Here is a 14,385-nt window from a genome sequence, read left to right on the forward strand (position 1 = left end):
TCATAATTAGAAACCTATGAAAACAATCATCTTATATGCCCTGTTAATGTTACCATTATGGGCTCAGTCACAAGTACAGCTCAAAGGGAATGTCAAAGGAAATAATGAACCCATTGTATGGGCGAATGTGATTTTAACAGATACCGCAGGTAAAGTAATTACAGGAGCGCTAACTAAAGAAGACGGCTCTTTTGAACTGAAGCTAAAGAATGGGTCTTATCAATTAAAGATCAGTTACCTGGAGTTTACAGCCTGGGAGAAAAGTATACAGATAGCAAAAGATACAGATTTAGGAGTCATCATTTTACAGCCAAAGGAAGATCTCCAGGAAGTTAAAATTGTAGCCAGGAAAAAACTGGTCGAATATAAAACAGACCGGATCGTCTTTAATGTGGAAAATAGTATTTCAGCTTCAGGAGGTAATGCAGTAAGTGCAATTGGGGCAGCTCCCGGTGTAATGGTTTTAAATAATGCTATCAGCATATTGGGTAAAGGGGCTGCCCGTGTGATGGTGAATGGCAGATTAATTGAATTAACCGGGGATGATTTGATCAATTATCTGAACTCCATAGCTGCGACTGATATTGCCAGTGTCGAAGTGATCACTAATCCGCCTGCTAAATATGAAGCTGGTGGAAACGGGGGCCTGATTAATATCATATTAAAGAAGGGTGCCCTGAATTCCTGGAAAAACACGACCAGTACAACTTACGACCAAAGTACTTATAGTTTTTACACTTTACGCGATAATTTCCTGTACAACAAAAATAAGATCAGGTTAGCTATGAATATTGGTGGGAAATTGGGAAATCTGAAAGAAACAGAAAACTTAAACACTTATTATCCAAATGGTCTCTGGGAATTAAGCCGGGTGGGAAAGCAGCAACAGCATAATATTTCTGGCGGTATGGTATTTGATTATGATATTTCTGATCGCACTACCCTGGGTATACAATATATGGGGAATCAGGATAATCCGGATTCAAAAAGCCTGACCACTATCAAGATCAGAAATACGACCCATCAAATTGATTCTCTTTTAATTAATGATGGATTATATAAGCTGAGCAATTCAGGCCATACTTACAATGCGCATGTGATTACGAAACTGGATACGGCTGGCAGAAAGTTATCAGTTGATCTTGATTACTTCATTTACAGTTCAAAAATCGACAATAACTTCGTAACCAGCGCTTATTTGCCGGATATGAATTTTCTGAATACCAATCAGTCTGCCATAAACCTTTCCGAACAGAACATTCATAATACCAGTATAAAAGTAGATATGGAACATCCGCTGAAATTCATAAACCTGTCTTATGGTGCTAAAATGAGTTTTATCACTAGCAAGGCCGATCTTTCTTATTACAATAAGATTAGTGGAGACGCTGTTTTAGATAAAAATCAATCCAATGAATTTGAATACCAGGAAAATAACCAGTCATTCTATGTAAACGGGATTAAAAATCTGGGTAGCCAGTTCAGTTTTCAAATCGGTTTAAGAATGGAAAATATCCAGACTAAGGGGTATTCAGGTACCAAAGATCAAACCACAGTGAATAACTATTTAAGGTTATTTCCAACCTTTTATCTTTCGTATAAAAAAGATGAAAATAATAGTTTTTTATTCAATTATGGACGAAGGGTTAACAGGCCGGTCTTCAGAGATTTAAACCCATTCCGTGCCTATTTAAATAGCAAGAGTTATTCGGAAGGAAATCCATTTTTACAACCTTCTTATAATGATAATTTTGATTTTACTTATGTATATAAAGGAAACCTGAGAACAAACTTATTCTTTAATATCACAACTGATGGATTTGGGGTGGTGTTTAATTCAGATCCTGTGACAAATATTCAAATCATCAGCAGACAAAATTATTTCAAAGAATACTATTATGGAATTGGTGAAAGCTACACAGTGAATGTTATCCCATGGTGGCAAAGTCAAAACTCAGCTTATCTGCTGGGTTCAAAAAGTGTTTTTAATGCGCTGGTGAGGGCAACGCCAAAAAATAGCGGACAGTTGTATTTTACCACGAATAATACATTTTCATTAAGTGCGGCTACCAAAATACAGGCAGATTATTTTTACAGTTCTTCTGTGAAAAGGGGATTGTATGAAACCGGACAGTTATCCGGATTAAACCTTGGAATTAAGCAAAGCATCTTTAAAAACAAGCTTCAGTTATCCATGCTTTTGAATGATGTGTTTAATACGGCTTATCTGAAGGATTACACTTCTGTAGTGAATGGCATAAAACAGGTTTATGGCCAGAATAACAGCAGCAGGTTTTTCAGATTTTCTTTAACTTATAGCTTTGGAAATGATAAAGTGAGTGTTAAACAGCGCAGCACTGGGAATGAGGATGAAAGAAGAAGAACAAATTAAAAGAAAAAATGCCCCCATAAAACCGGGGGCATCTCAAAATGATCAGACTCTTTATTTAAGGATTAGCCCCTCCTTTACTTCTTTTCAAAGCCTCTAAATAATAGTAATCTGCATAAATAATGGGCACATCTATTTCAGATTTCGCAGGTTTATGACCAGTGCTATGTGCTAAAATAAATCCATCATTAGTTCCGGCACTGCTTGTGTAATTTTTAATCAGGCTGTTCAGGATCTGATCTGCCGTTTTTCTATAGCTTTTACCTTCTTTACTATAGCCACTCAATTCATATAAACCTGAAGCAGTAATCGCTGCTGCTGATGCGTCTTTCGGTGAATTTGGAATTTGAGGGTCGTTATAATCCCAGTATGGTACTTTGTCGGCAGGCATTGCCGGGTTACTCAGCATAAATTTAGCAATACCCTCTGCTTGCTTTAAATAAGCGACATCTTTAGTTTCACGGTAACATAAGGTATAGCCATATAATGCCCATGCCTGTCCTCTTGCCCATGCAGACGGATCGCTATAGCCCTGAGCAGTTCCTTTCCATTTAACAGCGCCTGTTGCAGGATCGTAATCAACCACATGGTAAGAGCTATAATCTTTTCTGAAATGGTTTTTAAGTGTAGTATTTGCATGACTAACTGCAATTTTATAAAATGAAGAATCTCCGGTCAGTTTAGTTGCTTCAAAAAGTAATTCCAGGTTCATCATATTGTCGATAATTACAGGGAACTGCCATTTATCAGCATTATGATCCCAGGAACGGATCACGCCTGCCACCGGGTTAAATCTTTTGGAAAGACTTTTTGCAGCTTGTATAATCACTGATTTATAACTTGTGTCCCCGGTTAAACGATAACCGTTACCATAACTGCAATACACCATAAAACCTAAATCATGTGTTCCGGTATTGAACTGTTGCGGTGCCAGTTTTTGAGTAAATTCTTTAGCTGGTTCCAGCCATACAGGATTTTTGGTCAGCTCATACATATACCAGAGCATTCCTGAAAAGAAACCACTTGTCCAGTCTTTCCCGATTACTAATTTCAATTGGTTATTTTCCAGTGTACGTGGCGCAATAAATTTTGGTTCTGCTGCGATGGCCTTTACTGAGTTTTCAAGCAATATTTTCATTTGTTTTTCAGCAGGGACCAACGCTTTGGCTACATTCACATTTTGTGCATTTACGGTGCTTCCGGCAGAGAGACACAGTAAGGTAATCAGTGTTAAGTTTATTTTCAATTTCATCTATTTATTGATTTGTACTTGTTTATTGTTTTAAATGCAAGCTGGTTTATAACCAGATCAGCAGATGGCGGACAGGCAGATTCCTGATGATTTCTGCCACCTTTGGTTAAAGATAGTGTATTCGAAGCACCAGCCAGTAATTTAAAATTATGTTGATCAGCCAGCTTTAAATCAGAAGTAAACTGAAATAATTTGATTTTAACGGGCTGAATAAATTAATCTGTGCCTGAAATGTTCCTATAGAGGCTTCAAAACAGGATATCATTTATTTTTCACAAAATGTAACTTCAGATAGCCCCCTCCTGTCTTATGGATATAGATTAACGCATGATACTGGAAATTAAAAATCTCACCAAGCAATACAACAAGCATAAAACAGGGCTTACAGACTATTCTATCACACTCGAAAATGGAATCCTGGGTTTATTGGGGCCAAATGGAGCAGGTAAGTCTACGTTGATGAAAATTATCTCAACCATCAGCAAACCTACACAAGGCACTTTGTTTTTAGATGGCGTGGATATTGTCAATAATCCCGGTCATATCAGAAAAATTCTTGGTTATCTGCCTCAGGATTTTGGAGTTTATCCTAATCTTAATGCTTATGAATTTCTAAAATATATAGCTGCAATGAAGGGTGTTGGCGGCCGGGGTTTAAATCAGCGGATTGAGCTATTATTGGAAGGTGTAAACCTGATGGCCGATGCAAAAAGACCAATCGGTACTTATTCTGGTGGTATGAAACAGCGTATTGGCATTGCCCAGGCCTTATTGAACGACCCTAAGGTCTTAATCTTTGATGAGCCGACGGTAGGGCTTGATCCCGAAGAACGGGTAAGGTTTCGCCAGCTGATCGCAGAACTGGCAGATGATTGTATCATCATCCTTTCCTCACACATTGTTTCAGATATTGAAACTATTGCAGATGAAGTAGCTGTAATGCAGGGTGGAAAGTTAATCACCAAAGGTAATCAGCTGGATATTATTAAATATGCAGAAAACAAGGTTTTTGAGGTTCTTATTGAACCGGCTTCGCTTGCTGCATTTAAAAGTAAATATCTTGTGATTGATACGGCAAGACAGAGTGACCAGGTACGTGTACGCTACATTAGTGACCTGAATGTGATTGCTCCTTTCTCCACTCCTGTTAAAGTTGGTTTAGAGGACGCTTATTTATTTTTAACTCAAAGCCACGTTTAGCCTGTGAAATATTTATACAATCTCCTGCAAGCCGATTACTTACAACGTACACGCAGTTATTCTTTTTTGATCACATTGGTTTTTACGGTGTATATGGCTTATTTGTTTGTACCACTGCATACCGCAAGTTATACCACATTAAATGTTCCGGGTTTCAAAGGTGCCTATAATTCAGCCTGGGCTGGGTATGTTTCGGCCATCATGACTACTGTTATGTTGTCTATGTATGGTTTTGCTTTGGTGAATAGTGGTATTAAGAAAGATATTGATACTGAAGTAGGTTTGATTATCGCCTGTACACCGATTTCAAACTTTAATTATCTGCTGAACAAAATGTTAAGTAACTTAATGGTATTGCTCACTATTGTGTGCTGCACTTTTTCGGTTAGCATAATTATGTTTTTTATCCGTGGTTCAGGTTATCCTTTTGTGCTTGCCAATTTCGTTTTACCTTACCTGATATTACCGGTTCCAGCCATGTTTTTAGTGTCTGCCCTGGCTGTTTTAGCAGAAGTGTTTCTGGGTAAAAAGACTGTACTGCAATTCCTGCTTTACTTTATGCTTTTTGGGATGACAATGGCTGCTATTAAATTACAGCAGCCAGATAGCCTGGCTACCCTTCTTGATCCTTTCGGATTAAAAACTATAACCAGCAGTATTGCCCAGGAAATCAGTTCGGGGTTTCATACACGTGTGCAGGATCCTTCCTTCGGTTTTATCTTCAGTGGTAAAAAAGCGTTTAAAGTTTTTATTTACGAAGGTGTTCACTGGCAGTTGCCTTTTCTGGTTAGCCGGCTGTTATGGATAGGAATCAGTATACTGCTTGTGTATATTTCTTCTTTCTTTTTTCACCGGTTTGATTTCCAGCAACCGGTTAGTCAGAAAAAAGCAGTACCTCAGGTAAAGGAAACTGATGGATTAAACCTGACACCTAAAGGGATTAACAGGAGTTTAATGCCTGCTTTGGTTACTGACTATAGTATTTTCCCTTTTGTAAGAACTGAATTGCTGCTGCTCCTCAGAAAAGGGAACAAATGGTTCTGGCTGGTTAATATGGGTTTATGGATAAGCATGTGCTTTGCTCCTTTAGCGATAGCACATGCTTACTTACTACCTGTTTTATGGTTTTTACAGGTTACGCGCTGGTCAGATCTGACGACTAAAGAAAAAACAAACAGGGTGCATTATTTTACTTTTGCAGCTTACCGGCCTCTGTTCAGGATATTGCCGGCACAAATTCTTTCTGGTGTGCTGTTAGCGGTTTTGCTTGCATTACCTGTCATTTTGAGGTATGCGGTTGCCGGGAATGTATATTCAATTGTTAATATCATTAATGGAGCTTTACTGATCATTTCGTTAGCTGTATGCAGCGGAATTATAACGGGTGGTAAAAAGCTGTATGAAATTATATTTTTTATGCTTTCCTACGCGGTTGTAAATAAGCTGACGTTTATGGACTACCTGGGTAGCATGTCTCATGGTCACAGGATAGGTTATACATTAATATTAGCGGGGTTAAATATCACTGCTTTACTGACCAGTTTTATAGTTAGAAACTATCAGTCAAGGCATTTATAGCATCTGTTTTTTAGTGTTCGTTTCCGGTCGTGTACTGTTCGTTCATGAACAGTACACGCGTATTGTATTTGCAGAATAGCGATTTAGCGCGGATTATTAAGTAATTTACGGTTGGCATACCGTTAGCTTATCCGAAGGATATAACTCACCATTATTATGTTCAAGTTAAATTTAAAGATCGCATGGCGAAACCTTTGGAAAAACAGGGGTTATACTTTGATTAATATTCTGGGGCTTTCTATTGCTATGGCAAGCTGCATTCTCATCTTTATTTTTGTTCGTTATCAATTGAGTTTTGATGAGGGTTATAAAAATCAGGATAGGATTTTCAGATTTACGACACACTGGAAATACAGTAGTTTTGAGGATGATACGCAAGGTGTACCTGTACCATTAGCTGCCGCAGTCAGAAATGATATTGCCGGAATAGAGAAGACTGCAATCATATCAATCAATAATGGCATTATTCAGGTTAAAGATCAAAATGGAGCAGACAGGATAAAGTCAGAAGAATCTGTCTATTATACTGAACCAGAATTCTTTGACATTTTTGAGATAGGCTGGCTGGCTGGAAAACCTGAGAAAGTTATCAGTGAGCCTAATACGGTAGCCTTATCCGCAGCAACGGCAAAAAAGTTTTTTGGCAGCATTGCAAACGCAATGGGAAAAACGCTGCTGTTCCGCAATAAAACGAACTTGAAAGTTACAGGAGTATTTAAAGATATGCCCCAAAATAGTAGTTTGCCGCTACAAATAGTCATCAGCTACCAAAACTTCCCTCAAAAAGATAATAAGAATTGGGATGAGGTGGGTTCACAAACTGAGTGTTATGTTTTGTTGAAAAGTGGTTTTTCTGTGACTACTTTAAAAGAGCCTTTAAGACTTTTTAACAAAAAATACTATCAGGATAAAAAAATTGACGGCAATCAAACCAATGCACTGCAAGCACTTAAAGACATTCATTTTAGTGAAAAACAGGGTAATTTTGCAAATTTATCTATCGCTAAAAGTCAACTGTACGGCCTTGGTGTAATTGGCTTATTTTTAATAGTTACGGCTTGCATAAATTTCATTAACCTGACTACGGCGCAATCTATTAACCGCTCAAAAGAGGTTGGTGTACGCAAGGTTTTGGGCAGCAAGCGTAAACAATTGATCGTTCAGTTTTTAACAGAAACTTTTACTATTACACTGATCGCCTTAATATTTGCCTGTATTTTAACTGAGTTAGCACTTCCGCAGCTGGAAAACTTATTCAAAGCCCGCATATCTTTCAGCATTTTTGAACATCCTGTAATTTTCGTCTTCTTAATTGCAATGGTAATGGCGGTAAGTTTACTGGCTGGTTTCTATCCGGCATTAGTGATCTCAGGTTTTAGCCCGGCTTTGGCAATCAAAAATAAAATTACCATCAATGCTGGAAATATGAACCTGCGTAAAGTTCTGGTTGTGTTACAGTTTTCAATTACCATTATTCTGATCATTGGAACATTGATTATCCTGGAGCAGATGAATTATGTACATCAAAAGCCTTTAGGATTTAAAACTGATGCAATTGCGATTATGTATGTACCTGCTGATAGTTTAGGGCGGAGTAAACACAAAACTTTTAAAGAAAGAGCGCTGCAGATAAATGGTGTCCAGAGCTTTAGTTATTGCCAGCGCCCGCCACTATCCAATGATATGAGCACAACGAGTTTCTCTTTCAATGGCCAGAAGAACGATGATTTTGAGCTTAGACGTTCTGCAGCAGATGCTGATTATTTTAAGGTATTTGACCTGAAGCTAATCGCAGGAAGAGTATTTTTAAATAGTGATACTGTGAATGGTTATGTTGTTAACGAAACCTTTCTGAAGAAGATGAGTATTATTAATCCGCAAGATGCATTGGGTAAAATTATCAATCAGAATGAACATAAAGTGCCTATTGTAGGCGTGGTTAAGGATTTTAATGACCGGTCACTTCAACAAAGTATTTCTCCACTTATTATTTATCCGGAAAAGGGAGCTTACTATATGGTTGCAATAAAAATGGATCAGGCTCAGCTGATACCTGCCATGAAGGAAATTGAAGCTTTATGGAACAGTACTTTCATTAATGGGATTTATAACGCCAAGTTTGTCAATGATGATGTAAACCGTTATTATCAAAGTGAAAAAATCATGGCGATATTATTCCGGTTTTTTGCCGGGGTTATTATATTTATATCTTTCATAGGTTTATTCGGATTAATTTCTTTTGTGGCTACCCAGCGCACCAGGGAAGTAGCGATCAGAAAGGTATTAGGCGCATCAACTTTCGAATTGGTAAAGATGCTCAATGGTTCATTTTTACTGCTGGTTTTTGTAGCTAATCTTATCGCATGGCCATTGGCTTATTTATTGGTTTCAAAATGGTTATCGGGCTTTGCTTACCGGATAGAATTAGGCATGTGGCCTTTTGCCTTCGCCTTTTTTATCTCCATGCTGATTACTTTGATAACGGTTAGCATCCGTTCTTATAAAGCAGCTGTTGCCAATACTATTGATGCGTTGAAATATGAGTAGTATTATTTTTTAAAACTGATTTTATAAATCAGAGATATAAAATGATGAAAATTATTATAACTAGAATTCAACACTTTAGGAGCAAAAATCAAAATATCCTGCTTTATTATCACTTAAAACGCATTTATTCAATTTAAAATGATATTTTTGCATCACTGAAAACGGAAACGCTTACAGTATTATTCTGAAAAGAATGATGATTCCGTAGCTCAGCTGGTAGAGCATTACACTTTTAATGTAGTGGTCCTGGGTTCGAATCCCAGCGGGATCACAAGAAACAATATCAAAGAGAACTAAACCCCTGCAAATCAAATGATTGCAGGGGTTTTTGCTTTTACGCGTTTTACCAAAATATGCATGAAATCGCATATAAAATGTGTGTCATTCGGTGCGTCGTTCTTTATAATACCAAACTCCCCTAATCCGTATTAAAATATTGATATTCAGATAACGCAAGATTTTTACGAGTTGTATATAACAATAAAAGCTACTAAAAGAATACGAACAGCATTAGGGGGAATTTGGATAATATTAAGTAACCTTATTTATTCACAATATTACACGGAGGCGACCAACCAAAACCGTAGTTTTGAAAAATGGACGGTCTACAACAAATAACAGAATTTAAGTCTTCGCCCGAATTGGTTGAAAAACTATATAAATATAGCATACTAAAAACCTACCAGGCAGGAAGCATTATTTTAAATGAAAATGCTCATATCCGTTCCATTCCGATTGTTACCAAAGGAACCATGAAAGTTATGCGGACAGAAGAAGATGGCAGGGAAATTTTATTGTATTACATCAAAGCAGGCGAAAGCTGCATTATGTCGTTTTTGGGTGGACTGCACAACGAAACAAGCAAAGTAAAGGCGGAAGTGGAAGAAGACGCAGAAATTCTTTTTTTGCCCATTGACAAAGTTTCACTGTTCATCAAAGAATACCCGCAGTGGCTCGACTATATTTTTCGTTTGTATCACAAACGCTTTGAAGAACTGTTGGAAATTGTCAATGCCATTTCCTTTAAAAAAGTAGATGAACGTTTATTAAATTTGCTCAAAAAGAAATCTGAGTTGACACTATCAAAAACCATTCATATAACCCACGAACAATTAGCTAATGAACTTGGAACGGCTCGTGTAGTCGTTTCCAGATTATTGAAACAATTGGAAGAAAACGGAGTTGTTCAGCTCGGTAGGAATAAAATATTCCTTATGTAACTAAAGTAGCTGTAAATGTTTTTGAGTTGGCGCACCTTTGCTGCATCAATCTTAAAAACAATGGACATAGCAGGTTATTTAGCTTCAATTTTTATCGGTATCTCTTTAGGACTAATCGGTGGTGGCGGTAGTATTCTTACCGTTCCTGTTTTAGTTTATTTGTTCAGCACTGATGCTGTTTTAGCAACTACTTATTCCCTTTTTATTGTTGGTACAACAAGCATAGTCGGCTCCCTTTCCTATTTCAAAAAGGAATTGGTCAACATCAAAATGGCAGTCGTTTTTGGTATTCCGTCAATCATTTCTGTTTTTCTCACAAGAGCCTATATAATGCCTTCCATTCCCGGGGAAATTTTTAGAGCCGGAAATTTCATCCTTACCAAAAGTATTTTTTTGATGTTGATTTTTGCCGTGCTGATGGTTTTTGCTTCATACAGCATGATTAAAAAAGATGAACATGCAAGTGATGATACAACACAAAAACAGCCATTCAATTATCCTTTGGTTTTTGCAATAGGGATTTTTATAGGTACAATTACAGGCTTTATTGGTGCAGGTGGTGGCTTTTTGATCATTCCTGTATTGGCTAATTTGCTGAAGCTTCCTATGAAAATAGCTGTTGGAACTTCACTACTGATCATTTCGACAAATTCTCTAATAGGTTTTCTATTTTCACTTTCTCATACTTCTGTTCATTGGCATTTCTTGTTAACCATAACTTTTATTGCCATTGTAGGTATTCTGACAGGCAGTTTTTTATCTACAAAAATTGACGGTAAAAAGCTCAAACCCGCTTTCGGTTGGTTTGTACTGGTAATGGGGATTTACATTATTATCAAAGAAACATTATTGAAATAAAATAATTTGAAGTGTCAAGGTAAATTGATATTCATCTAAAAATCAATTAAATAATTAATCATTAAAAATAAGTACTATGTTTTTTCAACACGTATATGATAAAAGTTTAGCACAGGGCAGTTATGTAATAGGTTGTCAGGCTACGGGCGAAGCCATCGTAATAGACGCCAAAAGAGATATTGATGAGTACATGGAAATTGCAAAGCAAAATAATCTCCGTATTACACACATTGCCGAAACCCACATACACGCAGACTTTCTTTGCGGCTCAAGAGAATTGAATGCCATTACGGGAGCAACAATGTATCTTTCGGATGAGGGCGGCGAAGACTGGCAATATCAGTTTCCACATCATGGGCTGAGAGATGGCAATTTTATCAAGGTAGGAAATCTGACTTTAGAGATAATGCACACGCCTGGCCATACACCGGAAAGCATCAGTTTCTTACTGACTGACCATCCAGCGACGGAAAAACCTGTGATGATATTGACAGGTGATTTTGTATTTGTAGGCGATATTGGTCGTCCTGATTTGCTGGAAAACTCCGCAGGGCTTATCGGTACAAAAGAAGCAGGTGCTCGACAAATGTTCCAGTCGTTGAAAAAGTTTGCCGAATTGCCCGAATACCTTCAGGTATGGTCGGCACATGGAGCGGGTTCAGCTTGTGGAAAGGCTTTGGGAGCAGTGCATAGTTCAACCGTGGGTTATGAAAAAATCCGCAACTGGGCTTTTCAACATGATCATGATGAAAAAGAATTTACCAACTACCTTTTAGCAGACCAGCCGGAACCGCCTAAATATTTTTCGATGATGAAACATTTGAATAAGGTCAACCGCCCCCTATTGGTAGAAGTACCCAAACATCAAAAATTATCGGGAGGGCAATTTTTAAATGCTTATGCCAATGGCTTGAAAGTCATAGATGCAAGAGATAAGGTAGATTTTGCCAAAGGGTTTATTCCCGGTAGCCTGAACATTCAAGGGAATAATTCTTTTTCAACGTGGGCGGGTTGGCTGCTCAATTATCAGGAACAGTTTATACTAGTTTGTGATGATAACAAAATAGATGACCTGACCCGAAAATTAATGCGTATCGGTCTGGACAATATTTACGGTTACATTTCAGACCTGAACGATTTGGGTGTTGAGCTGCAAACGGCCGATGTTATTTCAGTCAACGAGTTTAAAACATACATCAATAATGAAGATGTTCAGATTATAGATGTACGTGGAGCAGCCGAATATGAGGCAGGACACATAGAGGGTGCAGATAATGTTTTTGTGGGAACCATTCCTGATCATCTTGATAAAATCAGTAAAGACAAACAGGTAATCATTCACTGTCAGGCAGGCGACCGCTCGGCAATAGCTTATTCTCTACTCGCAAAAAATGGTTTCAAAAACGTGAGGAATTTTTCGGGTGGTATGAAAGAATGGTTGACTTCCATGAATAATTAATAAAAATTATAAAAATGATAGAGTTTATAAAACAGCCCTTGGCGTGGTATGTAGCGGGACCGTTAATCGGTTTAACTGTTCCTGCATTACTAATTATTGGCAATAAATCATTCGGCATCAGTTCATCGCTGCGACACGTTTGTGCGATGTGTATACCTGCCAATATTCCGTTTTTCAAATACGATTGGAAAAAAGAACTGTGGAATTTATTTTTTGTATTCGGTATTTTCCTGGGAGGTGCAATAGCTGTTAACCTTTTGGGCAATCCTAATCCTGTTGAAGTTAATCCAAAATTAGCTACAGAACTTGCAGGTTACGGCATTACGCACTACAATAATCTGGTACCGGAAGACATTCTGAATTGGCAATCGCTGTTTACGCTGAGAGGATTTATATTAATGATAATTGGTGGTTTCTTAGTTGGTTTTGGAACACGTTATGCAGGTGGCTGTACAAGCGGACACGCCATTATGGGGCTATCCAGCCTGCAATTGCCTTCATTGATTGCCACGACCTGTTTTATGGTTGGCGGTTTCATTATGGCTAATCTCATTTTACCTCTTATTCTTTCACTCTAAACACCGTAACAAATGCAACAGGATACAAATACAGAAAAGGATTTAAAATTTGGTGAGTCAGATGCAATGTGTGTAAACGAGAGTAGTTTGGAACACAAGTGGCGTAACAATTTAAAATACCTGATTATAGGGATATTATTCGGCATCATATTCGTAAAATCAGAAGTCATCAGTTGGTTTCGTATACAGGAAATGTTTCGCTTACAGTCGTTTCATATGTACGGAATTATTGGTAGTGCCATTCTTGTGGGTATGGTTTCCGTCTGGCTGATTAAGAGGTTCGAAATCAGAACTATTTATGGCGAAACAATTACCATTGCACCCAAAACATTCAATAAAGGTCAAATCTACGGCGGTTTAATTTTTGGTTTCGGTTGGGCAATTACAGGGGCCTGCCCAGGTCCGTTGTTTGCGCAAATCGGAACAGGTGCAACTGTTATTAGTGTTACACTTCTAAGTGCTATTGCAGGCACTTGGGTTTATGGATATTTTAGAGAGAAACTCCCTCATTAAATAAGATTGTATGTTACCCTTAAAAACATTGCTGGCAACAGCAATATGGATTTTTATTGCCCAAACTTTGCTGGCACAACAACATAACAATGCTTGGTTTCGTGGTACTTTAAGTGTTCATGTCGGTAAGAAATTCAAAATAGATAACGAGTTTCAGCACAGGCGTCAAAATGGAGCTGAAAATGAAAATATGTTTAACAGAAATTTAATGTTTGCCTATAGAAATTGGGTGCATTATCAGTACAACGATGATGTAAAGTTTTCACTTTCTCCATTCGCTTATTTTTCAAATTATAGAATTATACAAAAGCAGGCAGACGAAGCGGCACAACCCAATAGTGAAATCCGTTTTTCGGCAGCCGTAGAATTACAACACCAACTTTTCAAAAAGTTCTATGTAATGGATAGAACAGCTGTTGAATACCGTTTGTTTCAGGGCAATCATACAGAGATTACACGACTAAGAAACCGCTTCGGGTTTCGCTACGACTTTACAGAAAAAATAAAATTGGGTATTTATGATGAACTGCTATTCAATGTAACAGGCACAACAGCCGAACATTTTTTTGACCACAGCAGAATTGGGATTGACCTTGAATACCCCGTTTTACCTAACCTGAAATTTGATATAGGCTATATCCGCATTGCCAGACTGCCTTTGACAAGTACAACCAAACTGCACGAAAACAATATTTTTCTGAACCTGACTTATCAGCTAAAAAAGCATAGTGTTATTAAAACATATGGGCATTTCGGCGATTGAGGCCTGGTGTTTCCGCGTTTTATGTGAC

At 37.8% G+C, this 14,385-nt stretch carries 11 protein-coding genes and 1 tRNA gene; 11 read left to right on the forward strand and 1 reads right to left on the reverse strand.

Annotated features, from left to right (window positions below; all coding sequences use genetic code 11):
* Window positions 1–16: 16 nt before the first annotated feature.
* On the forward strand, window positions 17–2,392 hold the full coding sequence (locus tag AB3G38_RS06245; RefSeq protein ID WP_367867633.1) for an outer membrane beta-barrel protein: 2,376 nt from the start codon (window positions 17–19) through the stop codon (window positions 2,390–2,392).
* Window positions 2,393–2,447: 55 nt separating this feature from the next.
* On the opposite strand, the gene AB3G38_RS06250 is transcribed toward AB3G38_RS06245, so the two are convergent.
* A complete protein-coding gene (locus AB3G38_RS06250; protein WP_367867634.1) occupies window positions 2,448–3,641 on the reverse strand; it encodes a glycoside hydrolase family 88 protein in 1,194 nt (397 codons plus the stop codon).
* A 327-nt stretch (window positions 3,642–3,968) separates the two neighbouring features.
* On the opposite strand from AB3G38_RS06250, the gene AB3G38_RS06255 reads away from it, so the two are divergent.
* From AB3G38_RS06255 to AB3G38_RS06300, 10 genes are all read left to right on the forward strand, one after another.
* Entirely contained in the window at window positions 3,969–4,841 is an 873-nt protein-coding gene (locus AB3G38_RS06255) for an ABC transporter ATP-binding protein (protein WP_367867635.1), read from the forward strand.
* Window positions 4,842–4,844: 3 nt separating this feature from the next.
* Complete coding sequence (locus AB3G38_RS06260) at window positions 4,845–6,419, forward strand: hypothetical protein (protein ID WP_367867636.1); 1,575 nt, start codon at window positions 4,845–4,847, stop codon at window positions 6,417–6,419.
* Window positions 6,420–6,575: 156 nt separating this feature from the next.
* The gene (locus AB3G38_RS06265) at window positions 6,576–8,966 is read left to right on the forward strand and encodes an ABC transporter permease (RefSeq protein ID WP_367867637.1); all 2,391 of its coding nucleotides are present in this window, start codon (window positions 6,576–6,578) and stop codon (window positions 8,964–8,966) included.
* A gap of 198 nt (window positions 8,967–9,164) precedes the next feature.
* Window positions 9,165–9,237: transfer RNA gene (locus AB3G38_RS06270), tRNA-Lys, on the forward strand.
* A 325-nt stretch (window positions 9,238–9,562) separates the two neighbouring features.
* Window positions 9,563–10,186 (forward strand): Crp/Fnr family transcriptional regulator, encoded by a 624-nt coding sequence (locus AB3G38_RS06275; RefSeq protein WP_367867638.1) that lies wholly within the window; start codon window positions 9,563–9,565, stop codon window positions 10,184–10,186.
* Window positions 10,187–10,246: 60 nt separating this feature from the next.
* Window positions 10,247–11,044: a sulfite exporter TauE/SafE family protein gene (locus tag AB3G38_RS06280; protein ID WP_367867639.1), complete on the forward strand. Its 798-nt coding sequence runs from the start codon at window positions 10,247–10,249 to the stop codon at window positions 11,042–11,044.
* A 76-nt stretch (window positions 11,045–11,120) separates the two neighbouring features.
* On the forward strand, window positions 11,121–12,503 hold the full coding sequence (locus tag AB3G38_RS06285) for a rhodanese-like domain-containing protein (protein ID WP_367867640.1): 1,383 nt from the start codon (window positions 11,121–11,123) through the stop codon (window positions 12,501–12,503).
* 14 nt (window positions 12,504–12,517) lie between these two features.
* Entirely contained in the window at window positions 12,518–13,081 is a 564-nt protein-coding gene (locus AB3G38_RS06290) for a YeeE/YedE family protein (RefSeq protein WP_367867641.1), read from the forward strand.
* A gap of 12 nt (window positions 13,082–13,093) precedes the next feature.
* Entirely contained in the window at window positions 13,094–13,594 is a 501-nt protein-coding gene (locus tag AB3G38_RS06295) for a DUF6691 family protein (protein WP_367867642.1), read from the forward strand.
* Window positions 13,595–13,604: 10 nt separating this feature from the next.
* Entirely contained in the window at window positions 13,605–14,357 is a 753-nt protein-coding gene (locus AB3G38_RS06300) for a DUF2490 domain-containing protein (RefSeq protein WP_367867643.1), read from the forward strand.
* Window positions 14,358–14,385 lie beyond the last annotated feature (28 nt).

Origin of the sequence: Pedobacter sp. WC2423, from assembly GCF_040822065.1 — a bacterium.
Lineage (GTDB): Bacteria > Bacteroidota > Bacteroidia > Sphingobacteriales > Sphingobacteriaceae > Pedobacter.